General features: G+C 44.8%; 23 protein-coding genes and 1 pseudogene. 5 read left to right on the top strand and 19 right to left on the bottom strand.

Features of this window, described 5'->3' with window-relative positions; translation table 11 throughout:
- From D3H35_RS17035 to D3H35_RS17005, 7 genes are all read right to left on the bottom strand, one after another.
- Positions 1–2,262 carry an MMPL family transporter gene (locus D3H35_RS17035; protein ID WP_119150444.1) on the bottom strand — a complete coding sequence of 754 codons (2,262 nt, stop codon included), beginning with the start codon at positions 2,260–2,262 and terminating at the stop codon, positions 1–3.
- Positions 2,255–3,595, bottom strand: coding sequence for an NAD(P)/FAD-dependent oxidoreductase (locus D3H35_RS17030; RefSeq protein WP_119150443.1), 1,341 nt, complete (start codon positions 3,593–3,595; stop codon positions 2,255–2,257). The genes D3H35_RS17035 and D3H35_RS17030 overlap by 8 nt, the downstream gene beginning before the upstream one ends.
- Entirely contained in the window at positions 3,592–4,665 is a 1,074-nt protein-coding gene (locus tag D3H35_RS17025) for an NAD(P)-binding domain-containing protein (protein ID WP_158594152.1), read from the bottom strand. Before D3H35_RS17025 ends, D3H35_RS17030 begins: the two co-directional genes overlap by 4 nt.
- Positions 4,666–4,917: 252 nt before the next feature.
- Positions 4,918–5,328: a LuxR C-terminal-related transcriptional regulator gene (locus D3H35_RS17020; RefSeq protein ID WP_119150441.1), complete on the bottom strand. Its 411-nt coding sequence runs from the start codon at positions 5,326–5,328 to the stop codon at positions 4,918–4,920.
- Positions 5,310–5,549, bottom strand: a complete 240-nt coding sequence (locus D3H35_RS17015; RefSeq protein ID WP_158594151.1) for a response regulator — start codon at positions 5,547–5,549, stop codon at positions 5,310–5,312. Before D3H35_RS17015 ends, D3H35_RS17020 begins: the two co-directional genes overlap by 19 nt.
- Before the next feature lie 2 nt (positions 5,550–5,551).
- Positions 5,552–6,895: a sensor histidine kinase gene (locus tag D3H35_RS17010; RefSeq protein ID WP_119150439.1), complete on the bottom strand. Its 1,344-nt coding sequence runs from the start codon at positions 6,893–6,895 to the stop codon at positions 5,552–5,554.
- Between the two features lie 157 nt (positions 6,896–7,052).
- The gene (locus D3H35_RS17005) at positions 7,053–7,646 is read right to left on the bottom strand and encodes a CPBP family intramembrane glutamic endopeptidase (RefSeq protein WP_147355867.1); all 594 of its coding nucleotides are present in this window, start codon (positions 7,644–7,646) and stop codon (positions 7,053–7,055) included.
- 356 nt (positions 7,647–8,002) lie between these two features.
- Between D3H35_RS17005 and D3H35_RS17000 the strand changes: the two genes are divergently transcribed.
- From D3H35_RS17000 to D3H35_RS16990, 3 genes are all read left to right on the top strand, one after another.
- Positions 8,003–8,608, top strand: coding sequence for a TetR/AcrR family transcriptional regulator (locus tag D3H35_RS17000; RefSeq protein ID WP_119150437.1), 606 nt, complete (start codon positions 8,003–8,005; stop codon positions 8,606–8,608).
- A 78-nt stretch (positions 8,609–8,686) separates the two neighbouring features.
- Entirely contained in the window at positions 8,687–10,390 is a 1,704-nt protein-coding gene (locus tag D3H35_RS16995; protein WP_119150436.1) for an MFS transporter, read from the top strand.
- A 97-nt stretch (positions 10,391–10,487) separates the two neighbouring features.
- A complete protein-coding gene (locus D3H35_RS16990; protein ID WP_119150435.1) occupies positions 10,488–11,525 on the top strand; it encodes an MBL fold metallo-hydrolase in 1,038 nt (345 codons plus the stop codon).
- 932 nt (positions 11,526–12,457) lie between these two features.
- Here the strand turns inward: D3H35_RS16990 and D3H35_RS16985 are convergent.
- From D3H35_RS16985 to D3H35_RS16960, 6 genes are all read right to left on the bottom strand, one after another.
- Positions 12,458–13,408 (bottom strand): reverse transcriptase domain-containing protein, encoded by a 951-nt coding sequence (locus D3H35_RS16985; RefSeq protein ID WP_158594150.1) that lies wholly within the window; start codon positions 13,406–13,408, stop codon positions 12,458–12,460.
- A gap of 2 nt (positions 13,409–13,410) precedes the next feature.
- Complete coding sequence (locus D3H35_RS16980; RefSeq protein WP_119150433.1) at positions 13,411–14,592, bottom strand: hypothetical protein; 1,182 nt, start codon at positions 14,590–14,592, stop codon at positions 13,411–13,413.
- A 261-nt stretch (positions 14,593–14,853) separates the two neighbouring features.
- Positions 14,854–15,549, bottom strand: a complete 696-nt coding sequence (locus D3H35_RS16975; RefSeq protein ID WP_147355866.1) for a hypothetical protein — start codon at positions 15,547–15,549, stop codon at positions 14,854–14,856.
- Positions 15,550–15,998: 449 nt separating this feature from the next.
- Positions 15,999–16,745 (bottom strand): NADAR family protein, encoded by a 747-nt coding sequence (locus D3H35_RS34215; protein ID WP_325050090.1) that lies wholly within the window; start codon positions 16,743–16,745, stop codon positions 15,999–16,001.
- Positions 16,729–17,220 (bottom strand): CDI toxin immunity protein, encoded by a 492-nt coding sequence (locus D3H35_RS16965; protein WP_119150431.1) that lies wholly within the window; start codon positions 17,218–17,220, stop codon positions 16,729–16,731. Before D3H35_RS16965 ends, D3H35_RS34215 begins: the two co-directional genes overlap by 17 nt.
- A gap of 596 nt (positions 17,221–17,816) precedes the next feature.
- Positions 17,817–18,509, bottom strand: coding sequence for a helix-turn-helix domain-containing protein (locus D3H35_RS16960; RefSeq protein WP_119150430.1), 693 nt, complete (start codon positions 18,507–18,509; stop codon positions 17,817–17,819).
- Between the two features lie 744 nt (positions 18,510–19,253).
- Between D3H35_RS16960 and D3H35_RS16955 the strand changes: the two genes are divergently transcribed.
- Complete coding sequence (locus D3H35_RS16955; RefSeq protein ID WP_119150429.1) at positions 19,254–20,786, top strand: recombinase family protein; 1,533 nt, start codon at positions 19,254–19,256, stop codon at positions 20,784–20,786.
- Between the two features lie 15 nt (positions 20,787–20,801).
- Here the strand turns inward: D3H35_RS16955 and rlmD are convergent.
- From rlmD to D3H35_RS34210, 6 genes and pseudogenes are all read right to left on the bottom strand, one after another.
- A pseudogene (gene rlmD, locus D3H35_RS16950) lies at positions 20,802–22,516 on the bottom strand (23S rRNA (uracil(1939)-C(5))-methyltransferase RlmD).
- Positions 22,513–23,463, bottom strand: a complete 951-nt coding sequence (locus D3H35_RS16945) for a diacylglycerol kinase (RefSeq protein WP_119150428.1) — start codon at positions 23,461–23,463, stop codon at positions 22,513–22,515. Before D3H35_RS16945 ends, rlmD begins: the two are co-directional and overlap by 4 nt.
- A complete protein-coding gene (locus D3H35_RS32545) occupies positions 23,460–23,684 on the bottom strand; it encodes a CbiX/SirB N-terminal domain-containing protein (protein WP_233567969.1) in 225 nt (74 codons plus the stop codon). The genes D3H35_RS16945 and D3H35_RS32545 overlap by 4 nt, the downstream gene beginning before the upstream one ends.
- A complete protein-coding gene (locus tag D3H35_RS16940; RefSeq protein WP_233567968.1) occupies positions 23,672–24,253 on the bottom strand; it encodes a sirohydrochlorin chelatase in 582 nt (193 codons plus the stop codon). The genes D3H35_RS32545 and D3H35_RS16940 overlap by 13 nt, the downstream gene beginning before the upstream one ends.
- Before the next feature lie 173 nt (positions 24,254–24,426).
- Complete coding sequence (locus tag D3H35_RS16935) at positions 24,427–26,016, bottom strand: ABC transporter substrate-binding protein (RefSeq protein ID WP_119150427.1); 1,590 nt, start codon at positions 26,014–26,016, stop codon at positions 24,427–24,429.
- 94 nt (positions 26,017–26,110) lie between these two features.
- On the bottom strand, positions 26,111–26,494 hold the full coding sequence (locus D3H35_RS34210) for an ABC transporter permease subunit (protein WP_325050089.1): 384 nt from the start codon (positions 26,492–26,494) through the stop codon (positions 26,111–26,113).
- Between D3H35_RS34210 and D3H35_RS32530 the strand changes: the two genes are divergently transcribed.
- Entirely contained in the window at positions 26,437–26,580 is a 144-nt protein-coding gene (locus D3H35_RS32530) for a hypothetical protein (RefSeq protein ID WP_233568067.1), read from the top strand. The two genes, D3H35_RS34210 and D3H35_RS32530, sit on opposite strands and share 58 nt — an antisense overlap.
- The last annotated feature ends 416 nt before the right edge of the window (positions 26,581–26,996 follow it).

Raw genomic sequence — 26,996 nt, 5'->3', positions numbered from 1 at the left:
TTATTCCGGAGGAGTGGTACCCAGTAGCTGAGCCTGTTTCTGTCCCTGCCGGAACTTCGGGAACCACCAGTTCAATCTGCCGAGCAATTTCATGGATGTCGGAACGACGATCGTGCGAACGATGACAGCGTCAATGAATATGGCTAACGCCAAGCCCACGCCGATTTCGCGTACGATTTGCAAGTCCGCAAAGTAGAAGGCACCGAATACCGTAATCATAATCGCCGCCGCTCCGTTAATCATCCCGGACGTTTTCGAATAGCCATGGACGATCGCAGCTTCGTTATTGCCGGACTTATCGTAGTGTTCTTTGATTCTCGAGACGAGCATGACCTGGTAATCGATGCTTAATCCGAATAGCAGCGCAAACACGATGACAGGCGTATTAATATTGAGCGCTGCCTCATGGGTTCCGGGTATGTGCGCGTACTGGAACATGAGGACTAGAAATCCAAGCGTGTTAACGGTGACGAACAGGTTAAGAACAATCGCCTTAATCGGCAAGATGACGGATCGGAACGTAATCAGCAATAGGACAAAGGTAAGGAAAATGCTTATGGCGAGAATCATTGGAATGTTACGAATGAACTGCGCGTCGAAGTCTAAACCGATGGCCGTATCGCCGGTGACATCCATCGTGTACCCCGGACTCATTAGCTTGGATAGATCGTCGCGAAGCCGATGAACGAGCTCCCGCGTTTCCGGCGAACCGGGAGACGCCTCTGGAATAACGTATACGATCGAAGCGCGTTCGTCTTTGCTTACGAGCGTCTGCAGCTGTTGTTGCGCATCCGAGGGAAAACCGTCTCTCTGTATGTACAGGTCATACAGTTGGTCCGTCGTTGCAGCGCTTGCGCTATTGACAGTTGTTAGACTGATGACGTTCTCGACGTGATCAAGCTGCCCGATGCTTCGGCTTATTCGTTCAAGCTCGGCGAGACTTTCCTTCTCGTACATCGTACGATCTTCGTTTCGGATCAGCACCTGAATGGGGAAAATGTTGCCTACGCCGGCGTGGTCAACGATCTTCTCCATCGCCTGCCTTGCCTCGCTGCTCTTGGGCAGCTCCGTGTAAGCGCCGGCAGGTTCGTGAATTTCAATATCGAATACCGAAGGGGCGAACAAGCCCGTGAGCACGATACCGATGAGCAGGAATCTGATCGGATAGGTCATCAGCTTTTTTACGAACGCATTTGGGTTGGCGGCTTGCTTCTTCAAATTCGGCAGTTTGATTTTCAGCAAATCGATCTTCTTCCCTAACAACACCAACATCGCCGGAAGAAGAGTCAGCGCCAAGAGGAGCGAGACGACCGTAACGAGAATACCGCCGACCGCGATCGAACGCGCCAGCATGGAGTTCGGCACCAGCAGGGAGGAGAGGCTGATCGCCACGGTTATTCCTGCGAAGAAGACGGACCGTCCCGTCGTGCCTATCGCGTTCACCGCTGCAACCCGTTTGTCGGAATGAATGGACAGCTCTTCGCGGAAGCGCTGGGTGACGAACAGGGCATAATCGATCGCCACGCCGAGGCCGAGCATCGTGATGATATTCGTGATGAGAATATATAACGGCATATTCACGGCTACGAGGTAAGATCCGGCCGTCGCGACGAGGATGGTGAATATACCGATGATAAGAGGGATGAATGCGGCGACTAAAGACCGGAACACAAGGACAAGAAGAAGAAAGACAATCGGGAGCGCGATGCTCTCTACCTTCGTAACGTTCTGTTTGCCTATCGTATTCAAATCATAAGCAATTCCCGGTGCGCCGGTGATCTGGACGGTAAAGTCGTTCGAATCGGGCAGCTTTGGAATAATGTCACGCTTAATCACTTCTACGTAACGCATGGTCGTTGAATCGTCGGAGGTCATGTTGACGTTGATGATCGCGGCATTCGTGTCGGCAATTAATAATGCGGGGTTGTCGGACGAAAAGGCGCTTTCGATTGTGCTGACCGCCGGATTGTTCTTCATCTCGTTTTCTAATGACAGAATGTACTGCTTGAACGCGGGATCGGAAGGGCGAATATCGCCGCTCTCTACGAGTAAAATCAGCTTCTGCGGAGATTGGTCGTTGAATTGCGTCTTGATGTCTGCCCGTGCGTCTGTCGATTCGCTGTTCATGTTGTTAAATGCGCTGATGGACAGTTGTTGCTCCAATTTGGGACTGAGGAATACCGATCCGAGCAGAATAGCGATCCAAATGCTGACGACGATTCTAGGATACTTGGCTGCAAGAGAGCCTAACGCTTTAAACATCCACTAATTCTTCCCTTCTATTGGCAATCGAATTCGAGGCTTCTTTCCTTACGACTTGCTCATAATCGATCGATGACAGATCGTGGCCTCCGAACGGGTGCAGCATCCAATCCATGAAGATGCGGAGCATTTGCCGCCTTGACGGCATGAAACGAAGGAAGAAGAACAAACGCAGAAGCCAAGGAAACCAGCCTCTTAACTGAATGCCGTAGAGTTCGCCGATCCCCTTGCCGACTCCCATGCTCGCGGCTTGACCGAGTCCTGGATAGCGGAAAGGGCGCAGCGGTTTGCCTAGGATGGATCGGGCAATATTGTCGCCTGTGCGTTTGCCGTGATAGATGGCCCATAACGCATTCGGCGGACACGTTTTACCTGTCCGATAGTGCTTGACATTGGCGATATCGCCCCCAGCCCACAGCTTACTGCTGCCGACGATATGCAGGGAGGAGTCTGTCAGCAGTCGGCCGTCTTTGTCGCGCGGCAGGCTTTCGGAACCTCTCAATGGCGCAAGCTTCTGCCCGACCGCCGCAATTACCGTCCGGCTGGCAATGATCTCGCCGGTCGAGAATCGCGCGCCTTCAGGCTCGATCGCTTCAACCGCTTCCTGGAATCGAATTTCAACGCCGTATTGTCTAAGCTGCGCGGTGGCGTAGTCCGCCAATTTATTGAAGTGCGGCCGAAACTGCGGGAGAAGCGCGGTCCCCGCATGCACCAAGACAATACGCGGTTGATGGCTCCTTAGTACCGAATAATGCTTCTTAGACTTCTGAAACAGTTCTGAGATCGCCGCGCATATTTCGACCCCTTCGAATCCGCCTCCGGCCACAACGACCGTCAGCCATTGGTCGATGATCCGTTCGTCCTCCTCGGCTTCGGCTTGCTCCATGACATCGATGAGATGATTTCGAAGTTTGAGCAATTCCCTCGGGTCTTTCAGCCGGAACCCGTTGTCGGCCGAACCGCTTATTCGTTCGTCATAACTCCGCGAGCCTAATCCGAACAACAGATGATCGTAGGACACGATTACCGAGCGACTTGCTTCGCCGTTAATCCTTACGGTCAACTCGCTTGCCTCCAGATCGACCTCCGCCACCTCTCCCCGTATGAAGCGGACATGAGGAAGAAGATTTCTGAGCGAGGAGCGTTGGTGCTGCAACGGGATAATGCCGCCAAGCACTTCTCCGCTCCATCCGTGGTAAGCGTGATAGTTCTCGGTGCTGATCACGGTAATTTGGACTTCTCCCTTGCGCACTTGTCGGTTGATTTTTCGAAGGATGGACCGGCATGCCCATACCGATACGTATCCGCCTCCGAGTATGACGACTCGAATCATCCTTTCACCTCGTATGTCGGATTGTCATGGGGCAGCTTCTTCCCGAATGAATGAAACGGCGCCAATGAGAACCCGTATCGGCGGTATTTTTGCGCTAAGGTTCCAATATAGTTCGCTTGTTCCAAGGTTGGGTTGCCGATCGAAAAGTGTGCGGGGTGACCCTCAAGCGCAAGCAGCATCGTCTCGGCGAGGCAGGCGTAAGCTAATCCGCTTGGAACGTTGATATCGCCATTAATGACGATTCCGTTGATATCTACCATAGCCCCGTCAACGATCGTAATATCCGGACGGCGAGACAGCAGCGTCGAGTCTGTATTTCGAGGTTGCGTGTCGTCCAGTACCAACGCGCCTTCTTTGAGATGCTCCGGCTGAAGCAGGTTGTCGCTGGAGCTGGTAAGCAGCACGACAATATCGGCTTCGCGCACAACATTCATGTCGTAGGATGTTCGTACGTCGATGTCCCTATTGTCTTGTCTGATGGACTCCGAGAGTTTGTTAAGCCGATTCATATTCCTGGCTACTAGAATGAGATGCTCCGTCAACCGGTTACTCGCGATCATTCTTACCAAGCAGCTGCCGACGCTGCCCGAGGCTCCTATAACTGCAATTGCAGGGGCAGGAGTCGGGCATTGTTCAATAAGACGGACGATGCCCTCGCAGGTCATCACCGCGGTAAGCGCATTTCCGTTCGTGATCGACAGGTTGGTGCGCTTCAGCAGTTTTTGCCCGCCCATCGTGACTGGGGATGTCAGCGCCCCCAGACCGATAATATCCGCTCCCAATGCGGCCGCTTTTTTGATGGCTTCTTCAATCTTGGAGACGACCTTCTTCGGGGGCAATTCCAACATTTGTTTGGCGCTCAGCGGTACCGCCAGCACCCAACCGATGGGTTCGGACATCCGGTCTCTCAGGTAGACGTCCGCAACATGAAGCGGGGGTACCGGCAGCCTCTTTAGTCCCCAATCCAAAACGCGGTTCGGTATATATCGGAACGGCTTCCATGCCCTTGATAAATCCTCGCTGACGCGGGTTCTAGGATGCACTAGAAATGCGAATTTCCGTTGAGTCAAGTTGCACAATCCCCCAGTGAGTAATATGGAATCCTCTTGCGATCTGCTTGAATTTTGACGCTTCGCCAATTTTCCACATTTTTCGCATAACCTACATTAAGCATTATCAAGCTAATCCTCTAAGCTGAGTACTCCTAACTTTATAGGACTATGATTTTTGTGTTTTCTGCAAAAAGAAAGAAGAGGTGCATTAGCCCCCCTTCTAACCCTGCCTGTATGCGACTTTTCTTGACATGCTCTTTCTTCTTTCACTTACTTGAGCAGCAGCTTGTGTATCTTCTCGAAGGCAAAGGCCGTCGTGGACGCTCCGATCTTGTTCAACATACTCGTTATCTGATTGCGAACGGTTGAGATCGAAAGCACATATAAGTCGGCAATCTCCTGATTGCTAAGTCCTTCCTTCTTATGTAAATAGATCGTCTTCTCGCGCGGGGTCAGGTTAAAGGTGTCGAGATAGGATAATTCCTTATACTTGACTAAGGAAAGCATCAACAATTGCATCGACTGATCCGCATCGTGATAAACAAGCCGTATCAGGCTTGCGATTTGACCAACCTTGCTCTTCGATATATAATGCCGGGCACCAGCCACGACGGAACGTTCCATATAGGGATAATTCTCATTGGAAGTGACCATAATGACCTTCACGTGCGAATATAGCAATTGAATTTCTCCGGCAATCCGTATCCCCCCGCATAGTCCTCATCCTCACTCAAATTCAAATCGATGAGCGCAATATCGTAAGGAGCGCGATCCAGTTCCTGCAAGCATTCATTCACGCTCGTAACGGAGGAAATCACCTGCATATCCGATTCCCGATTGATTTTATTCGCGATGAGATACCGCCAAGATTCCTCGTCCTCTGCGTGAATGATCCGAATCATACTTAATTCCCCTTTCGGATATAGATATTTACCTTCGTCCATGCCCCCTCTTCCGACTCAATATGAATCAGACCGTTTTGTGCGGAGATATTATTGAAACAGGCAAATAAACCTACACCAAAGTTACTTGACTTATTCTTCGTAGTAAAATACGGCTCGAACAGCCGTCTGCGATTGTCCTTCGAGATCCCGCAACCGTTGTCCCACAGAGAAATATAAACGTAACGGCCGTAGGTGCCTACCTCAATCCGAATGGTCGGTTCCTCGCATTTGGCTGTCGCATAAATAGCGTTATCGATCAGGCTGTATAGATCATCCGACAACAGCTGTAAATCGCAATGTAAGGTTCCCGCAAACGCAGATGATATCGTAAAATGCATATTTCGTTGATGAAGCAGCATAGCGCACTTTTCTCTCACATTATCCAGCAATTGCTCTACGGTGTGTACTCCTAAGTTTATAGTAACTTTTCGTGTCTTCGTGTTCAGTTTTTCCAACGTGGCTGACATTTCTTTGGCAGATTGCTCAATTAAGTCTATGTATTGGCTTCTTTCTTTCTGGTCAAGCTCCATCATTTTCAGTTCACGCGCTATAAAAAGCATCTTGTTAGCCTCGTTTTTCAGAGAGTGATTCAAAATCTCCACACCGGAGGCAACGAGCCTGCTCTTGGTTTTCCTGCGAATAGAACTCAATCGAACCCCAAAAAAACCAGGGAAAAGGATGTAATACAGATTTAGCATAAAAGCTAAGCTCACGGACAATTGCAATGTAATGCGAAAATACGGCCATTCTCCTCCGACGCCATGTAAGCTGAGAGGCAAAATAAAAGTGAAAAGCGCAAGCCATGGATGGGGAACATAAACAATGATAATCGAAAGGTAATGGCTTTTCTCAAACGATGGCGGTGTACGAATATATTTCAATACGATCAATAATGATCCGGAAATAATATAAAGCAGCCAAAGCCAAAACAAGAACAAGTAGTTGATTTCATAAGAAGGTATAAACGATGTATGCGAGGCATCATACACAAGGGGAAGCAACCCTGTCAGGATCACCATTTTACGAAGAATAGGAGGCATTCGATATAATGAAAACGCAAGCATCAAAAACGCATATACCGGAACATGAAAGAAAATAAAGCTGAACAAAACAAAGATCACGGCGAGCTGTCCGGTGCCAACTAGGACTTCATCCGGCAAATAACTGATACGTAGGATATCGGCCATTACACCGATTGCTACAGATGCTAGAATAACAACAATCCAAAACATATTTTCTTTTTTGAGAAAAAACGAAAAGATTATTGAAAGTATAATTAAAAAGATTAAGACTAATGCCCACATCTGTAGTCCCCATATTCACCAATAGAATAAAATCGATTTTAACAGCAACGAGTAAGATATGACATAAAACGACATTTTCTAGCTCGATTCTATCAAAGATCAGACGATTTGTAATCCATGTGGTGTAAGTGCACTTCAGTTATACCTGTCAAATGTTTTAACATTCACTCTGTAGTCTTATTACTTTGGTTCGTATCAAAGCGGATGTAACAAAGTTGCTCACTGCATGAATGGTAAATGCGCTCCATAGTGTTTGTTGTTCCAAGGTAACTATTCCAGTCAATAGACTCATAACGAATAAGTACAATAGTAGGTAGGGCTGGCCCTTATATTGATCTTTATAGTGAAGCGCAGTAAACAGAAGAGAAATGGTGATATTTGATAGCAAAGATGGGAAAATTGAGTTAATCCATATGAGGAGCACACCTCGGAACAGCAGTTCTTCACCTAACACGGTGACTATGCTAACAGTTAATAGATTCATTCTCTTTTGGCGTAAAAAACAGACTAAATCAACACTGCCTTTTGTCTCGGGAAGGTTTGCCTTTCCAACTACTATTAGAAAAACTAGTAACAGTAAAAGGGGAATTGAACCGATAAGTCCAATCATCATGTCTTTAAATAAAAACTTCAAGGAAAACAATTGCAGCAAATAGTTACCTGTATGAATGCCTTTCCAAAAATAAATAATCAACATGCTGAAGACTATTAAGAAAATGCTGCTAAAGATAGCCGCTCTGTTCATAGACATGGAAGGGTTCACCTTATATCCTTTCTCACTAGCGTTGCATTAATGTTCTCTGAATCCAATTTTAATACGAAAACAGGGACGGAAATAGCCCTCCGTCCCCATCTCGTCCCAAACTGCCTTTCTGACTCACTCAAACCCCTTATAGATCAAGAAACAAACTGCCTCCACATGTGTCGAGTAGACAGTTCAACTTGTTATACCTCTGTGTTATGTGAACCACGAAAGCTCATCGATATCTCATCGTATAAATGTAACTTCCGTTAAAGATTATCGACATCTATTTTTTAGAATATCATTGACCGATGGTCGGTCGGTGAGTTACGATATGAAAAAATTGGAAAGCGATGTGGTAATCGATGGTCAGGACACGTGACGAAGGGTTTAACGAAATTATACAAACGGCCGAACGTCTGTTTTTGGAAAAAGGGTTCGAAAAAACAACGGTTCAGGATATTGTGCAACGAATGGGCATTGCAAAAGGAACGTTCTATCATTATTTCAAATCGAAAGATGAGTTAGTTGATCACCTGCTTGAGCGTTACTCTGATCGCCTTATTCACGTAATGGAAATGACTGCGCGTAACAGTCAAATTGATGCGATTCATAAATTTGAACAGATGGCCAAATCTTTTATTTATTTTGAAGGTTGGAATAGCGACCTCATGAGTTACATCCATCAAAATGAAAGTTTAGTGTTGAATCATTTGTTTGAAATTCGATGTAATAATGAAATTAAGCCACTTGTACAATCTGTTATCGAAGAAGGTGTTGAGGCTGGTTTGTTCAATGTGGAATTTCCAAAGCAAACTGCTTTTATGATCGTAGCGGTATTTGACTGTATTTTTGACGACGACCGTTTACGATCGGGTGTTATTGAACCAGAGGTTCTTGCTGCGATGGAAGACTTTTCAAATCGATTACTAGGGACGAAACAAAAATTTAAATTTTCTAAGGATGAATGACAGTTGTTACAGGCAACTGAGATTGCAGGCAACAATGGTTGCAAAACAACAAAATTATAGAGAGGGAGATGGCGGCGAGTGAACAATTTGAGTAGGGGTAGAATAATATTAACATTTATTGGGATTATTTTAGGATATTTTATCGCACTGCTGGATACAACGATTGTGAATATTGCATTGCCGAAAACGGCTGAATATTTTAATCGTGATGTGGGAGATATTAGTTGGATCATGAATGGATACAATATAGCATTTGCGGTTTTGATGTTAACAGCTTCGCGCATAGCGGATCAATTTGGCCGCAAAAAACTTTTTCTCATCGGACTAATTATGTTTACGTTAACTTCTTTTTTGTGCGGAATCGCATCAACACTTGATCTACTCATTTTGTTTCGTGTGTTGCAAGGCTTAAGTGCGGCCATTATTGTACCCGTCACCATTCCACTTGCCATTCAACTTTTTCCGAAAGAAAAACATGGCACTGTTCTAGGGATCTGGGGAGCAATAGCAGGCGTGGCTAGTGCAAGTGGGCCAGCACTAGGAGGAATTTTGACCGAGTACTTCAATTGGCAGTCTGTATATTTCGTAAATCTTCCGATTGCTATCATTTCGTTTATCGTTTCTTACATATTAATAAAAGAGTCTTACGACAAAACCGCTAGCAAAAACATGGATATTGCAGGAATGTTAACGATTTCAGCCGCCATTTTTTGCTTTACATTAGGATTAATAGAGACATCGGATTATGGTTGGAGTTCCTTCTACGTCTTATCGTTATTCGCAGGATCATTATTGTCACTTACATTGTTTATCGTTGTTGAAAGAAGATCAAAAAATCCGATGCTCCCCTTGTCATTGATGCGCATTTCAACCTTTAGCGCTTCTTCCGCTGCACTATTATTTACTTCGATTGGAATTGCTGCTGGAAGTTTTTTAATCGCCTTTTACTTAATGAGTTTACGTAATATGTCTGTGCTTGAAGCGGGAATGACGATCATTGCAAGCTCTTTGACTGCAACGGTATTTTCGGTAATTTCCGGGCCGGTGTCTGAAAAAATAGGTGGTCGCTTTTTGGCAAGTATCGGTTTGACCATTATCACTGTAACGGTTTATTTATTTGGCAGCTTAGATGCGGATTCGTCTCGCTTTGACGTGGTGTGGCGACTTTCTCTGTTAGGTGCAGGGCTTGGTATATCGGTTGTGCCACTTTTTGGTTCAGCTGTTAACAACATTCCTGCCGATAAGCTTGGGGTCGTTTCAGGAGTTACCAATGTGGCTCGTACACTCGGGATGGTAATCGGTGTCGCTATATTAGCTACGATTCTGAGCAGTAATATGAAGAACGAACTTTCAACTGCTCGTGAAAAAGCTATACAAACGGTTCAAGCTTCGGCACTTGATGCGTCTATGAAAGACGGAATGATTACTAGTATTCAATCAATGAACAATGAATCGCTACAAGAAGGAAACGCCCAGCAAAAGATGACATTAGAGAATGTTTTGGAACAGGTCGATCAACGAGAAAAGGAAGCATTACTCCAAGCACCAAGTCAAAAGCAGGAAACGATTAAAGTAGCTTTTGATCATAATCGAGAACAGATTAAACAGTTGTGGCCAATTATCAATGCTGAAATACGATCGTATATGGCAAAGGGATTTAGCTCAACTTTTCATTTGGTTAGTTTCTTACTTATTCCAGGCATTTTCATCGCTTTCTTCTCAGATAAACGAAGGCAAAAGGTCAAAGGTGAAACCAAGAGAACGGCTGTCATTTCACATTAAATTAAACATGAAACGACGCCGGGGCTGAAAGTCGTTAAAAGTTTATTCAAAGCTCGCGTTTACCGACGCGCAAAATGAATATGAGGAGAGTAAACAGATGGACGATTGGAATCGATCGAGGCGAGCCAAGAACGGCAAATTCCAGAACGAAATCCCAGTGATCGTGAAATTTAGTGCAGGAGACATTGTATCCATGCTTCGTGAATTCCTATCCGCTAAGACTCAGAGAAGGCCGAAGCAGCCGCTTCCTATCGTCCCCCTTCTGCGTGGCACGCTAAGCGACGGAAAAGACAAGATCTTTTGGTTCGGACATTCGGCGTCCTTGCTGCAGATTGGAGGCAAAACGATCCTGCTTGATCCGATGCTTGGCAAGAACCCGTCGCCGCTTCCTTTCTCCCGCAATCGCAGATTCAGCGTCAAGCTGCCAATTACAATTGAGGAACTTCCTCCGATCGATATCGTTGTTCTGTCTCACGATCACTACGATCATCTGGATTCTTCCTCTATCCGCAAGCTTATTCCGAAAACTGGCACTTTCCTCGTTCCGCTCGGAGTCGGCAAGCGAATCAGGAAAAGAGGAGCGTCGCCCGATATCGTCATCGAGCTGGACTGGGGAGAAGAACAGATCGTTCAAGGCATTCGCTTCACTTGCACGCCGGCGAGACATTTCTCGGGAAGAGGGCTGTTCGATCAGGATTCCACCCTATGGTGCTCGTGGGTAATCAAGACGGAGAAGAGAAGTCTCTTCTACAGTGGGGACGGGGGTTACGGTCCTCACTTTAAGCGAATAGGTCGTCAGCACGGACCGTTCGAACTGGCCTTTATGGAATGCGGGCAATATATGGAATGCGGGCAATATGACAAGCGGTGGAGCGGCGTGCATATGCTTCCGGAGGAGACGGTGCAAGCTCATCGTGACGTCCAGGGAGGAGTTCTACTGCCCGTACACTGGGGTGGGTTCGCTTTGGCGCTGCATGATTGGAACGACCCTGCAAGAAGGTTATCGGCCGCAGCCGAAGAGCAGAGCATCCCATACCTTTTACCAAAAATCGGCGAAGCGGTCTATCTGGATCAGATTCCGCTATCTCCACTGCGGGAAGTTTGGTGGCAGAATCCGGGAATAAGAATAGAATAAGGCTTCCATTAGCGGGCGATGCTGACTAAAAAACGATTTTGTTGAACTCAAATAATCCTCGTCCTATCGAGGGGATCAGTGATCGCTTCATGTTTGCTTTTTTGAGCAATCATTAATGATATTTTATCATTTTCTATTTCTATTTATCTCAACTCTTTCTATTTTTAAATTAGTCATAGCATTATTGAGCTCCATAGCTTGAGAGGTTTAGAGGTCAGCTCACCACAAAAAACACATAAAATTCATACGAGTTTTATAGCATCATTATCTCTTATGCAGATGTTATTGAGTAGGGTAGAAGTATTACTAGGAAGTCGACATCACCTTTAAATACACGAAATCCGAACAAAAAAAGTCCAAGCAACATGTTTCCTTGGACTTTTAAAGACCTAATTTAAGTTCAGCGAACCTGTCACATCTCATTTACGAACCATCAATATTACCGTTTCCACATGTGTCGTGTATTCAGTGAGAACAACCTAACGAAGTGCTCTCGCCGACAGTTAATTCTTTAATTACTTTTTCTAATACACTAGCTTTTGTCAATAAGGGATGAATCCTTCTATATTTGCTACAATTCTTTTTGTTTTTCCAACTGCGGCAAGGGAATCAGATATAGCCACATCTTCCGCTGCCAAATTAGTTTGTGCTAAACCATTATCATATTGTCGTAACTGCGAGTAGGCAACAGGAGATCTTAAATATAAAAAGATATAATCTCTAATTTTTATTTCTATAAACTAATTATCATCAACGATTAAGCAACTGCCCCTATTTTATACGGTTCTATTTTGCTGTTCTCCCAAATGTTGCACCTCTTAGACAATAGCTAATCTTCTTTTCAGATAGGCTTTCAGTTGAGAATCTACTCAATAGATGTAAAAACCTTTAGTCCTTCTAGTCACCAACTTACGGTAGGTAGGGTATTTGAATTACAGAGATTCTATCAGTTCATGTAAAGACTTAAAACCTAAGTTAAGTAATTTATCTTGCATTTTTTCTGAGAACATATGGTTATACCCCGTCTTATGAATAGATAAAACAAAGGACTCCATACCTTTTACTCTTTGTATATTATATAAATCTTCATTAGAAAGTTCATCAGCATCAACAATCTTTTTATAATATAACTGTAATGCATCATCGAATAATTTTATAACTTTCTTTTTACCAACACTTAATCTTCTTTTACCGGTTACTAATTTAGTAATACTAATACCAGTAATTCTCACATGATTAGACACATCAAGGCTAATTATTGACTTTTTGTTTGCATTTAATTTTAATTTATAATTCTTTAATTGCAAGTTTATCAATGACTCAATTTCTGAAAACACATGGTCGAGGTCTTCCAAGCTTTTCCTAGAAGAATTCTTAAATGAAATTGTCAAATCGTCCGCGTATCTAGTATAAATTACGTTTTCTAATTTCATTTTTTTTAATTTACCATATAAAATATTATCGAAGGTCTTAAGATAAATATTAGATAATACTGGGGAAGTAATTAGACCTAGTGGCAATCCCTTTTTTCCAAAAATGCAATTACCAACCAACTCGGATGTTTCAAATATTGTATATATCTCTTTTTCCTGACCTAAGTTAAGTTGTTCATGCAATATTCTGACTAGAATTTTGTGATTTATACTATCAAAGTACTTTTCAATATCGTACTTAATAAATATGTCATTATACATATGAGCTTTTGCATTTTTATAAATTGAGCTATAGGCTATATAAGCTTTTGTAAACTTAGAGAATATTAGCTTCTCCTCCAAGAATAACTTAATTTCATTATGTTCTTGACGCTTTTCTTCATTTCCATAAGTAACTATTCTTCTTCTCTTTCCTTTAGTTACTATATATCTGACCATATAGTCTGCCATATTTATCTTTTTCTCCATATTTTCTTGGTAGTACTATTAGATTCATGAAGCAACCCTTTATATTCACGATAAACAGGTTCAAAGGTATTAGATATGCTAAACCTCGTATTATCTCCATTAATATTTATATAGGATAAAGCAAACAGGATATACAGAAAGTAACTTATACTTTCATATAAATTTACCACTTGATTCCTCACATTAAAATCAATAAATCTATCGATTTTTTCAATCGGACCGAACTTTGTTTCAATATTAGGAATTTGTACTTTTAAAGTATTGAAAATTACATCTTTAAATTGTTTTCCAACAATTCTAGTACCTTCTTTAAATAACAATTTTCTTCTATTTGAAGTACTATCAACATTTAGACAAGTCATGTCAACATTAAGAATAAATTCCCTTCTCAATTGATCAACATTAAATAGGGAAATGAGATATGCAAGTAAGTCGTTAGAATCTAAGTTAACTTGAATTTTACTACTCTCCACTAACTGATAATAGTTGCTTGGTCTATCGTAAATATTTGCTTTATTTCTAAAACTTATATTTTTCTCACATAAAACATTAAAACAACTAGATAAGCTGTTTGCTAGCATACCTTTTATTTCATTCTCTATGAAAAATGTATGAAACTTTCTAGAATACTTTGAAATGTGAAATTGATAAGTCCCAGGATTATACTGAATCCGTTTAATATTGTGCTTTGAATAAATTGGATTCTGATAAGCTAATCTCATAAACCCTGAAAAATAATCTTCATCAATTGAATATTCATTTGGTGTCAAAATTATTAGCTTTTCATTAATTGACTCTACTGTCGAAAACATACCAATTTCAGCGGCTGTAGAGTAACTTTCATGAATAATCAGAACAAAGTCGCTGAAAAGACTCGTTAGTAATTCAATTGATTTCAAACTCTTAAGGTTAATATCATTATAATTCAGATGTCGTCTTGAATTATCACTAAACATAAATTTATCTTCAAGGATAATTGATCGAAAATTTTTTCCCACATAGGTACTTTCTAAAAATTTCTGTAACACAATTCTTTTGTCTTTAATAAGATATTTTTCATCATTCAATATTACTTGTTGAGGATTTTTAACAAAATTACTACCACATAAAAAAAAAATCCTGAGAGGATTATTAATTACAACTGATTCATTGAAAAAAAAACTCATTATAGATACCTCCAAGGATAAAAAAAAGCCCTACAAAAAATGAGAATGATTTTATTGACAATACTGTCGATTAGGCCGGTTGACTGCAGCGGAAGCAAAGATTGCTTCTGCAATGGAGACCGGACTAATTGATAGTATCCTCGAAAACAGTGAGCGCGAGCTCCTCATTTTTTTCAATTCTAGATACATTTACCTTAAACTTTAAGGTTACCTTAACGGTATACTAGGGCTTTACCTTTATTTTATCATAAGTTCAATTACTCAAATAGTTATTTTATCAAATAATTCATCAATTTTTTTTGCGATCTTATTGTTTTTATATACATACTCTATCGCTTGTGATGTATCAAATTCAAAACGTTCGAGCTCTTCCTGATATAATTTCTCTTTATAAAATTTGCTAAGAATTAAAAATTTCTTAGCTTGTCTCAATACCCGGATATCTGATCTCGATGAATCAACTAAGTACTCTTTTGTAATGACTAGATTTATTAAAGTTAATAAATCCAAATAACTTATTTTAATATCTGCAGCAGAATCAAAAAAGTTTAATCTTAGAATCTCCAATTTAGACGGTTCGTAGCTGTTCTTTACTATTGACTTATAATAAAAGGACTCTTCATTAATTTTGAAATGAATATCATTAGTCTCTGGTTCCATCACAAACAAAGTGAGGATTTCACAAAATATTCCATATACCGTGTCCTCTGCATCTCTTATCATATTAATAATATCAACATCGGACAAATAGGCTCTACGACCATACTTGTCTCCAAATATTATTTTAGTTTTTCTATTAGATTTCTGAAAAATTATAAAAATATTTTCTGTAATCAAATCCAGTTCAATATCTGGGTAGTATAAATAATTCGAATTATTCATACCATTTAATTGATCAGAATAGAGCTTATCCAATTTAGTTATCCATTCAATATTCTTATATAATGTTTTAACCATATACTCATACACCACTTCGTCTTTTTAAAATATATTTAACACAAGTGAATGAACATTTCTATAAATATAAAATAGTTTATCGTATTGAAAACAATAAATATAATATGAAATATTGAAAATTAAAAATGAACAAAAAAGAATTGTCGACTGCTGCTTTTTGCAGACATTACATTCAAGTCGGCTTTGCATACTTAACCCTTTGTTTAACGGCTCCCTCTTGTCTAAATTCATGGTAGTTGCACAGTAAGTGTAGCCATTGTGATTTTAAAGTACCTTTGTTCACCTTACTTCGTACTTCTAAATCGCTGTAAGCCTAGTTCAAGAGTTTAAGTTATGAAACTATTCATTTAACCTTCTAGCTATTTTTTGTGATTATTTTTGTAGTCCAAGTATTTGTCTGTTCGTTTATAAAAATCGCTCTCGTCAAAACTTAGCCAGATACGACCTGTTTATTGCTTTTCTTCTTCATTTTTATTTTTATGAGCCTCTCTTATCTTTCTAGCCTCAGCCCACTCTTCTGGCGGGGTAAAGTATTCATCATATTCTTTTAAGGCTTCTGGTGACTGCTTCTTTCTCCATTCCCATAAGTACATTAAATAACCTTCACCTGCTCCCATTCTCCAGCCAATGCTGAACGGATGGATATCGGGGAAAACAATCCATTGGGGCAAGAAGAATTCTGGCACATATTCTTCTAAGCTGTTTCTTATTTCCATTAACAATTTGCCTAACATGTTTTGACCTTGACCATTACCACCGTCGCCCCAGTAAGCATCATTCGTAGTATGTTCAACTATTGTACAATCGCCTGTAGATAGAAGAATAGATTTTATACTTGGATGTTGTTCAACTTTAGCAATTAGTGCTTCTCTCATGACTTGAACCTTGTACTCTTCCCAATCTTTGCGAAGAGGCTTATTTCTATCCCGCCCTAATCTTGCAGCTTCCATAGGCGTACTAGCGAGTCGAACTTCTTCCTCATATTCAGTTCCAACAAATTTTTGGGCTTGAAAATAATGCTCTGTCGTTGCCCAATCTTTGTTATTTAAAAATATTGGATACTTTGCGAAATTCGAGAAACAACCATATGGCTTATCGGTTTCATAAAACCTAATAAATCGCTCCTCTGGCTTAAGCTCTTTCATTTCCTTTCTTTCTTCTTCAATTAATTTTTGTATATTATCCGGGGTGTTCAAAATTATCCAACCTCTCTATACCTAGAGTAATTTCACCTTCATGATAAAACTCAATGACGTAATTTGAAGGACAATATGCGAAGGTGTCAAAGTCTACTGCTAAAACGTCATCTAATGCACTAAGAACCTTTTGAAGTTTTGTTTGAAGTACTGGATAATTTCCGCCCCAAATGATGTAGATAGGCGCTTCAGTGTCCAAACGCTTTGACTTTAAGACTGGTATAGAATCTATTGCTATCCGTAGATCGTGTCTACTAGTGGTATTATTCCAATCAATTCTTCCCCAAGATGTGAAAGGATAGGCTGTAGTTAATTCACTCCTTATTCTTTCGCTTGTTCTTTCGGAGAAAATGACAACTTCTTCACCTAGTGCCTCAATACACTCTTCAAATAAAAGCCCGTATGAAATGTTCTGTTTAGACTTTTGCTGCTGTAAAAGCTGTTCCAATCTCCATTTTCTAGAGTTCTGTTCCATTCTACACACCACCAAGCGAAGTTCTTAACCAATTGTACCATATTCTGGGGGTTTCCTTTAGTCGTTTTCGTATTGATGTTTAAGGTCCAAAGTTTATCGGTGTAGTAATCGGTCTTTTGTTGCATGTTGGTGCATCAGGAAAACTACATATTAGCCGCGCAACACCACACCATATTTCAGATGCATAGAAAGAACGAAGCATTCTGTTTTCAGTCATTTGGGACACGTGGTGCATAAGATGAGCTTACGGGTACTCTCGAAAAAATAATTAAAGCCTGATTCACCCTAAAGTGTATCAGACTAATTTCTTACCGAGTATCCTGTAGGGGACTTGATTTATTCTTTTCTTTCAACCATCGCTTGTTTGGCTTGCCAAACAGCAGGTGGTTCATTTTTTTAAGATTTGTATTTTGAATAGTTTTAATAAGATATAATTACTCTCCCCTTTGCTCCAATAGCAACTCCCAAAAAGCAATCGAGTAACATCTATTTAGGGCTTGCTAACTCCAATTTTAGTTCGTTACAGTTCCTATATTAGGACTACCATTCAAAAATTGAACGGTTCTACTCAAAACGGATAGCGAAAAGAAAAACCGTTAGTCAGTTACTAACGGTTGAACGATTCTGATATTATTCCCAAACTTATTTGTCATTGCTTGATTTAAGTAGTCAAGGTATTCATTTAATATCTCCCTTTCCTGACGACACCATTTATCATACTCTGACTTTGCATAAAACGCTTCAGGACGCTTACAGTACTCATTCCAACCTTTCATAAGCTCTACACATACAATCATGAGGCGGGACAAGAAGCTAGTGTATTCTTCGCTCTCAGTTACTCGCCTTAATTCTTTATGGACTTGGGATACAAGGTCTTGTTTAGGAATCCCTCTAGTTTGAACCGTCTTTTCAAACCACAATGTCAACTCACTGAGAGTGATAGACGGATTAGAATCCAATAAGTGAATGTAGTAACGGTTAACTCGATTCGGAGCTTTGTAAACGCTAATGAATTTCTTTTCAATTAATTTCCTAATATTTTTGCTAACCGTCTTGTCATCCACATCTAATTGAAACGCTAGATATTCGATAGAAGGAAACGCTTCATCATTATCGCCAAAACAGTAGAGTAATTCCATAAGAACAAGCTTTTCTTGAGAGCTTAATCCTCGGCATCTTGAGATGCGAAGAGGTAATGGAAAATACTGCTTATTGCTGATGTAATACAAACTATTCTTATCGCTTGCTAATTCAATCATTCTCTCGAAGATGCCTTTCTTAGTGCTCATTTTTTAACCCCCCATATTGATTTACTAAACCTATACGAAAGGGATTACTAGCAGTTAAGCATTAAGCACATTGTATAAAGTTACTATTGTCGCATCTATCTATGACGCACCGACTTTTTGCCCAAATTCTCGGTAGAAATCACTTCGCTCTCTTACTCGTCCCCGTAAAGCGGTTTTCTCCAAGGTATAGGGGGAGGGCAAGCATTCATTAAAAATTTACCGAAATCCAATTACTCATTTTTTCTTGACCTACTCTACTTCCCCTTATATACTCCTGCTTAAAGTTCTTTGAAAACTGAATAGCTTTGCCCCGCTCCCCAATTATCGAATATTGACGCCCTACAAGGCTGCTAGGGAAGCGGGAGGGCGATAAACGGGAATAAGGTCACTTGGGGACATAAGACACTATGAATCAAATCTGAACACTCTAGAGTCAGGTCAAACAAAACAACGCTTCTCAAAGTCCACATGAGGGACAGGAAACGTTCCATTGTCTATATACTTGTTAAAGCTTCATTACAATTAATTGTTATTAGTCCCGCTCGGACTAATTCAACTAATATTTGTTCCAATGACTCTTGTAACGTCTGTATTCCAGTGTATTCGGGTTCCTGATTCATGTTTCCCGCCCTCCCTTCCTGCTACATCGCTATACGATAGGGGAATGAGATAGTTAAGCGGGCTAAATTATGGCGAGAGCACTTCGTATAGGTTCGGTGAAACCATTCCGAGGAGGAACTACCTATGCGGTGTGCAATTTATGCAAGAGTTAGTACAAAAAGAGATGAACAGCGGAACAGCCTTGATAATCAAATTACATATACAACTAATATTGTTAAAGATAACGCTTGGCAGTTAGCGGGGACATACATTGATGATGGGATTAGTGGTACGACCTTCTTAAAGCGGGAAGCTATTCAGCAACTAATACATGATGCTAAGAAAAAGAAATTTGATGTTGTTATTGCCAAGTCTGTTTCCCGCTTCGGTAGAAGTTCTGTAGAGAGTATGACTGTAGCCGATGAGCTAGAGCAGCGATATAATATCCGACTAATCTTCCCTGAGGATAACTACGACACGGCTACAAGCGACACTAAGTTCATGTTCAGACTAAAGGCTATACTTGCAGAAGAAGAAAGTCGCAAGCTATCAGCCCGCATTAAAATTGGCAGGCAAACTGGCGCACGTTTAGGCAAGTATCAGGCTTCACTCACTGCTTTTGGATATAAACGTGGTGATGATGGAAAGCTCACCTTAGATGAGCAATACAGCCCTATAGTCAGGGAAATGTTTGACTTATATCTTTACAAAGGTTGGGGATGGTATAGAATCGCTAGCCATCTAAACTCAAGGAAAGTCCCAACGCCTAGAACTGTATCAGGCGGTAGCAACAAGGGGGCGATGTGGCTTGAAAGTAGTATCCGTGTAATCCTAGAAAATGTAGTTTATACTGGAGCACTCGTTCAGCACCGTGAGGAAACTATGGACTTCATCTCTAAAAAGCGCAAGACTGTTGCTCCTGATAAACAAATTATCGTAAAAGATGCTCACCCCGCCATCATTACCCATGAGGAACACATTGCCGCCTTAGAGAAAATGAGGGCTAAAGGCAAGCATAAATACAACGGTCAAGAAAGTACTTTTGCTCATGTGGCTCGTTGTGCCGATTGCGGCAAGGGAATGATGTATCGGAAAGACCGTCTAGGGAAAGAAGGCGATGCATACGTATGTGGGGGATACGTAAAACATACGTCAGCGTATTGTTCTTCACATATCATCGCTAATAATAAGCTAATGGACACTATAAAAGCCGACTTGCAGGAATTGATAACGAACAATGTAAGAATGGAGCAACTTTACAATATTGCGGGCGGGGAACTTGAATTAAATCAGACCTCGTACACTAAAGAGTTGCAAGGTGTAAACAAGCAACTTGCAAAGCGTGAGGGCGAGTTCCGTTCCTTACTTACCTTATTCCAACAGAAAGCGATAGGTATTGAGCAGTTCAAGTCTACCAACGAGAACATTCAATCTGAACAGAGTCGATTGACTGCACGTAAAACAGAACTCGAAGCATTGATAGAATCTAAGAAAGATACAGAACGCTACTTACAAGACTTCCAACGCCAAGTGAACAAAATAGCGAAACTAGACATTGCTAATGAGCAAGTGCTAAAGCATATTATTCAAAAGCTCATTAATAAGATTGAAGTTCATGCGGATGGTAGCGTTAAGATTATCTACAATATCGCCCGTCCCGCTTCTTTAGGGGCATAAATCAAGCGGGGGACATTAATCCCCCGCCCATTTAAGTAACACTGAACACTCCACATGCCCCGTATGAGGAAACATATCCACCGGCTGAACCTCTACAGTCCGGTAGCCTCCATCCTCCAGCACTCGCAAATCCCTTGCCAGTGTCGATGGGTTGCACGACACATATACTATACGCGCCGGCTTGAGCTGGAGCATCGTGTTCAGCAGCTCCGGGTCACAACCCTTGCGGGGAGGATCGACGACAATGACTTCAGGGGAGATTCCTTCCGCTTGCCACTTGGGCATAACGACCTCAGCGGGGCCGACGGCGAATTCGACGTTGTGGATTCCGTTGAGGAGCGCGTTGCGGCGCGCATCTTCCACCGCTTCTGGAATAATCTCCACTCCGTACACACGGCGGGCGTGCTTTGCGAGGAATAGCGAGATCGTCCCGATTCCGCAATATGCGTCGATGACGGTTTCTTCTCCGCTTAGCCCGGCGTAGTCAACCGCCGCGCGGTAAAGCTTCTCCGTCTGCTCGGGGTTCACTTGAAAGAAGGATCGCGCGGAAATCGCGAACTGGATGCCCCAATTTCGTCGTAGATGACGTCCTCTCCCCATAGCACATGGGTCTCTTCGCCGAATACGACAGGGCTGTTCACCGTATTCACGTTCTGGCAGATGCTCGCAACGCCCGGTACGTTCTGCCGAATGAGCGACACAAGCTCGTCCCTATGCTTCAGATCGCGTCCGTTCGTCACCAGCACGACCATCCGTTGACCTGTCGAAATGGCATGGCGGACGACGACATGGCGAAGCTGACCTCGGCCTGTGACCCGGTCGTATGCGTTAATATCTAGTAGGCTTGCCGCCTCCTTCACCGCGCGAACCGTCTGCTCGTTCTCCGATTGCTGGATGAGGCATTCGTCCATTTCAACGATGTCGTGGCTGCCATGCTCGTAAAAACCGCCGATCAGCCGTCGTCCGCCTTCCGGCGACGCGCCGATCGGCACCTGCGCTTTGTTCCGGTAGCGCCATGGCTCGGACATGCCGATCGTGTCGCGGACGATGACCGGATTTGCACTTCCCGCCGCCGTCCCGTCTGCCGTCAATTTCGAAGGCTCGCCTTCAACGGTTAGCTTCCCGATCCGCACCAGATTGTCTACAACATGCTGCCGTTTCCAGCGAAGCTGCGCGGCATAATCCAGATGCTGGAGCTGGCAGCCGCCGCAGCTATCGTAAATCGGGCAAGGAGCGTCCTGTCTCTCTTCCCCTACTGATATAATTCGAACCATTCGCGACCGTCCGAACGATTTACCGACGCTGACGACTTCCGCTTCCACTCGTTCGCCGGGCAGCGCCCCACGAACAAAGAGGGTATAGCCCTCAACGCGGCCTACCCCCTCGCCTTCATGCGTTAATCCGATTATATCGCTCTCGAAACGTTGGCCTACCGACACAGGCACTCCTTCGAGCTTGGACGCCGTACTTTTGCGATGGCGACCATCCGAACCGCCCCTTACCGTCTTTCCATCGCGGCCGACGCCTCTCGACGATCCCGCACCGAAACCGCTCCTGGTTTCGCCTCTCGACGCGCCCGCTCTCGAACCAGTCCCGCTTTCGCCCTTCGAAGAACCTGTGCCGAATCCGCCTTTTCTTTCACCTCTCGAAGAACTTCCGCCCCCCGTCACTCCCGCCTCCGGCCTAGCCCCTCTAGCCCCGCCCGACGACTTCGAGCCTTTGCCGCTCATAGGTGCAGGCCCCGGCCGCTGCCGTTGCCGCCGCGATAAGTGGACTCGCCGTGCTCGTCCATGATGACGTCGATATGCGACGGGAGAATCGAGAACGTGCAGGGCAGCGTCCCCCCGAACTCGCCGTCCAGGTTAAGCTGCACGCGGTTGTCCGCCTCGACGCGGATACTGCTGCTCTGAAAATAAATAAAATGCGGATCGTGCATAACCCGCTCGCCCCGCATAACCATCGTGGCGATTCGGATGAACTCCGCCAAGTTGCATTTGCGCAGCGCGAGCACGTCGAATACGCCGTCGTTCGTGCTCGCGTCCGGCGCGAGACGATCGAACCCGGCGACGGAATTGCTGTTCGCGATCAGGAACAGCATGAACTCCTCGTCGAATTCGCCGACTCCTTCGGCGGTAATTCGCATCGGAATAGCTTGAAGGCGCGTAATCTTCTCAAGCCCCTTCATATAATAAGCGAGCTGACCGACCATCGTCTTCAGCTTGCTTGGCACTTCATAGGTAAGCTCGGTCAGCGAACCGCCGCCTGCGATATTAATGAAGTACTTATCGCCAGCAAGACCGACGTCCACCGGACGGGTGTACCGCTTCGTAATCAAATCGCAAGCGTCCGACCAGCGCTTCGGAATGCCATGGGCTCTCGCGAAATCGTTCGTCGTCCCAAGCGGCAAAATCGCCAACGCCGGGCGCTTCTCATGACCCGCAAGTCCGCTGACGACTTCGTTAAGCGTGCCGTCGCCTCCCGCGGAAATAACCATATCGAAGCCGCGCTCCACTGCGTCGGATGCGGCGCGAATAGCGTCGCCTTCGCCTTCCGTCGCATGGCAGGACGTTTCGATTCCGCCCCGCTCCAGTCGTTGCAGAATGGCGGGCAGCCGCCGACGAACTTCCTCCCGGCCGGAAGTCGGATTATAAATTAACCGGGCTCTAATGATGTTCACGAAGATCCCCTCTTCTTACTCTCTTTAGCCAACCAATCGGACGCTTGCCGAACGACCCAGTCCGTAATGCGGACATGCGGCATAAGCGCCTTGCCCTCGTAACGGCACTCCAAGCCTTGAAGCTTGCGAGGAATGACGACAGACGTGAAATAACCTTCGCTCAGGAACAACGGAACCGCCAAAATCCGATCCGAAGGCCGCCTCCGCCTCAGCTCCCCCATCGTTCGGGAACTTCATCCAGCCGCAGCATCGCGGTCTCCGCATCGGCAAATCCGCCGCGTCTGCATACTTCGGCGGCAACGCCGTTCATCCCGCGCTCCCACGCCTCTCGAAAACCCGCCGCATCGCTGCCATGCGCAATAAGTAGCAAGCTCTCGCACCCAGCCTCGCCCGCCGAAAGAGCGAGCGCGCGTTCAAGCAGCACGTCGACCAGTTGCTCCGCCTCGTCCATCGGGCTTCCGTACGCAAGCGAAGCCTTCAAGCGAAAAGGCTCCAAATCCGTCTCCGTGCGACAATGAGCATGAGCGCCCAGCGCCCAGCCGATCTCATCCACATGCGTGCTTCCCGATGAGACAAACAGCGGAATCGCCAATATAGACGACGCTCCGGCCGCTTCCAGACGATCGATACCGTCCTGGATAAGCCGCCCGTCCACAAGCTCCAGAAAAGCAGCCTCCGTCGGAACGTCGCTGCCCAGCGCTTCGCGAACCGAGCCCATCGTCTCGTCCACGAGCTCGACCCAGCCGGGTTCGCGAGAGCCGTGACTAATGACCAATATACCCGGTTGCAAGTCCCCAGCTCCCTTTCCTATGTACCGACCGTTCGACTTCTTCACATTCATGCTATCGAAACGTAAAGCCAATGTCAACGACAGCCAAGTGAACGATTCCTCACATCCCCCGTCAACTGTAAAAAACCGCCAGGCGACGATGCGCCGGGCGGTTTTCGCTTCTCCATACCGTCTTATTTGCCGAGGAATTTGTTCAGCTGAGCTTGTTTCTCTTTGACAACGTCGTCCAGACCGTTAGCTTTCAGCTTTTTGTAATATTCTTCGGCTTTGGACGGATCGATTGAGCCGGTATCCAGACCCGGATCGTATTGCTTGCGAATGTTGTTCATGATCGAAGCTTGCGATTTGACAGGCACCGCGTTGAACGTGAAGCCCAGCGCCGGAGAGTTGTGAGCATCCGTGTTGAACGCTTTGAACTGCTCCCATTTGTCCGAAGCTTCCGTATTCCATACATAGTTCAGGAACTGGCTGCCGAGCATCCACGCCGCGCCGATCGAGTAGTTGCCGGTATTATCGTTCGGAGTAATAATTTCGCCGCTGCGGGTATAGTGGTCGCCCTCGATGCCGAAGTTGATCAGGTTATTCAAGTACTTATCGGAATGGAGCAGGTTGATGAACATCATCGCGCGCTCCGGATTGCCGGATGTCGAGGAAATGCCCAGCATAGCGCCGGCCGTATCGCTCGTAGCTACCGTGCGTTCCGTCATGGCGACCTGCTTCAGCTTGCCGGCCAAGTTCGTAGCGTTCGCGAGCTCCGCGTCTTTGCCTGGCTTCAGCGGGGACGGCACCATGAATACGTTGCCTTTTTTCATCGCGTCGTTAACGCCGAGCTGCGTCGTAGCCGCGTCTTTGTTAATGTAGCCTTTTTTGAAAAAATCGCGGGTAATCGCCAACGTTTCTTTGTAGCGCGGTTGGTCGTAACGGGCCAGTACCGTCGTATCCGTGCCGTCCTTCATGACGACGCCGTCGATCGTGTTGTCGCCGAGGTAGTCGAATTTGGAAAAATAGTGAGCGTTGAAGTTCTCGCCGTCGCGCATGAAAACCGGGATCATATCGGGCTTTTTCGCTTTCACTTCGGCCAGAATCGGCTCTAGATCGGCGATCGTTTTGACCGCTTCGATTTTGTCCGTCAGACCGAGCTCGTCGGCGATATCTTTGCGATAGATGATGCCGCCCTGCTCCGCCAGCTCCTTGTTCGAAGGAATGCCGTAGTTGAGGCCGTCGATTTTGGCGCCTTTGAGAAACTGCTCGGGCAGCGTAGCCGTAATATCTTGGCCGTATTGCTCGATCAGATTGCCTTTGGGGCCGTTTGGATCGTTCAGCGCCAGGAACGCTTTCTTCGCAACGTTGGCGGCATGGCCGTTCCAGGCAGCCGTGAAAATAATGTCCATCGGATCGCGGCTCGCAATGGCCAGGTTCATCTTGTTATCCCATTGCCCCCAGTCGACGAAACGAAGATCGAGGGTCGCGTTGATTTTGTCTTTGAGGTATTTGTTGATTTCGGCTTCGACCTTCTGCTCGTCTTTCGGAGTCGTACCCGGCAGGAAGAGCGTCAGGTTGTAGTCGCTCAGCTTGGTGTCCGGCGACGAAGATTCGCTTGCCGTAGGCGACGCGGATTCGCTCGAAGGCGGAACAGGCGACGCTTCGTTGCCTCCGGTTTTGTTTTTGTCGTTGCCGCAAGCCGACAGGATGAGGACAAAGGACATCGCCGTTGCCAGCATAATGGCCGATGACTTGCCGAATTTTTTGCTCGTTTTGAGCATGGGTGTTGCCTCCCTTTTCTAATGAATGAATACGTATGCTAGAACCGGCCGGTAACCGGTAGAAGCCAAGCTTAGCCCTTGACCGCGCCTACGGTCAAGCCTGCCACGAAGTAGCGCTGCACGAACGGATAGAGGAAAATAATCGGCCCGATCCCGACGATGCCCATCGCCATTCTCGCTGTTTCGCTCGGCACCGTGAAGTTCGGATTCGCTTGCATGATGGCCGAGTATGCCTGGGCGTTGGAGCTGAGATACTGGATGTCGAGCAGCGTGCGGTACATCCGGAATTGAATCGTCTGCGGCCCGTCGTCTCGCGAATGAACAATACGCTGAGAAACCAGTCGTTCCAGTAGTTAAGCGTGACGAGCAGACCGACCGAGGCGAGAACCGGAAGCGACAGCGGCAGGACGATCTGGAAAAATGTTCGAAGCTCGCCTGCTCCGTCTATTTTGGCCGATTCGATCAAAGCCGGAGGCACTTGATTTTGGAAAAAAGGTCCGGATCACGAAGACGAAAAATCCTTGCACGAACAACGGAATCATCAATACGAGCATCGTGTTCTGAAGATGAAGGCCTTGCTTGTATACGAGATAAAAGGAACGAGACCGCTATTGAACAAAATCGTGAAAAACATAAGGAAGGAAAAAAGATTGCGATGCTTGAAGTCGCGCCGGAAATCGGATAAGCGTACATAGTCATTATCGTCAAAGAGATAGCCGTTCCGACGACGGTGACGAAGATCGATACTCCGTACGATTTCACGATGGCCATGTAGTCGTTGAACAGGAACTTATAGGATTCGATGCTCCATTTTTCCGGCCAAAAGCTGTATCCGCTTATCAATACCGTCTTCTCATCCGAGAACGATACGGCGATGACGAGCAGCAGCGGGAAAACGCACAGCGCCGTGTAAATCCAGAAGAACGAATTGATCGCAAGGTTGGAGCCAACGGATATTTGGTTGACGTCGAATTTTTCTT

It is taken from the genome of Cohnella faecalis (assembly GCF_003570905.1).
GTDB classification, from domain to species: domain Bacteria; phylum Bacillota; class Bacilli; order Paenibacillales; family Paenibacillaceae; genus Cohnella; species Cohnella faecalis.
This window is presented reverse-complemented; position numbering and strand designations above follow the sequence as displayed.

What these genes read in the sequence shown, in the direction of transcription:
- D3H35_RS17035 (WP_119150444.1), bottom strand. Translation starts at nt 2,262, where the DNA reads ATGTTTAAAGCGTTAGGCTCTCTTGCAGCCAAGTATCCTAGAATCGTC.
- D3H35_RS17030 (WP_119150443.1), bottom strand. Translation starts at nt 3,595, where the DNA reads ATGATTCGAGTCGTCATACTCGGAGGCGGATACGTATCGGTATGGGCA.
- D3H35_RS17015 (WP_158594151.1), bottom strand. Translation starts at nt 5,549, where the DNA reads ATGATTCGGATCATTCACGCAGAGGACGAGGAATCTTGGCGGTATCTC.
- D3H35_RS17010 (WP_119150439.1), bottom strand. Translation starts at nt 6,895, where the DNA reads ATGTGGGCATTAGTCTTAATCTTTTTAATTATACTTTCAATAATCTTT.
- D3H35_RS17005 (WP_147355867.1), bottom strand. Translation starts at nt 7,646, where the DNA reads ATGTCTATGAACAGAGCGGCTATCTTTAGCAGCATTTTCTTAATAGTC.
- D3H35_RS17000 (WP_119150437.1), top strand. Translation starts at nt 8,003, where the DNA reads ATGGTCAGGACACGTGACGAAGGGTTTAACGAAATTATACAAACGGCC.
- D3H35_RS16990 (WP_119150435.1), top strand. Translation starts at nt 10,488, where the DNA reads ATGGACGATTGGAATCGATCGAGGCGAGCCAAGAACGGCAAATTCCAG.
- D3H35_RS16985 (WP_158594150.1), bottom strand. Translation starts at nt 13,408, where the DNA reads ATGGCAGACTATATGGTCAGATATATAGTAACTAAAGGAAAGAGAAGA.
- D3H35_RS16980 (WP_119150433.1), bottom strand. Translation starts at nt 14,592, where the DNA reads ATGAGTTTTTTTTTCAATGAATCAGTTGTAATTAATAATCCTCTCAGG.
- D3H35_RS16975 (WP_147355866.1), bottom strand. Translation starts at nt 15,549, where the DNA reads ATGGTTAAAACATTATATAAGAATATTGAATGGATAACTAAATTGGAT.
- D3H35_RS16965 (WP_119150431.1), bottom strand. Translation starts at nt 17,220, where the DNA reads ATGGAACAGAACTCTAGAAAATGGAGATTGGAACAGCTTTTACAGCAG.
- D3H35_RS16960 (WP_119150430.1), bottom strand. Translation starts at nt 18,509, where the DNA reads ATGAGCACTAAGAAAGGCATCTTCGAGAGAATGATTGAATTAGCAAGC.
- D3H35_RS16955 (WP_119150429.1), top strand. Translation starts at nt 19,254, where the DNA reads ATGCGGTGTGCAATTTATGCAAGAGTTAGTACAAAAAGAGATGAACAG.
- D3H35_RS32545 (WP_233567969.1), bottom strand. Translation starts at nt 23,684, where the DNA reads ATGGGGGAGCTGAGGCGGAGGCGGCCTTCGGATCGGATTTTGGCGGTT.
- D3H35_RS16935 (WP_119150427.1), bottom strand. Translation starts at nt 26,016, where the DNA reads ATGCTCAAAACGAGCAAAAAATTCGGCAAGTCATCGGCCATTATGCTG.
- D3H35_RS32530 (WP_233568067.1), top strand. Translation starts at nt 26,437, where the DNA reads ATGTTCGAAGCTCGCCTGCTCCGTCTATTTTGGCCGATTCGATCAAAG.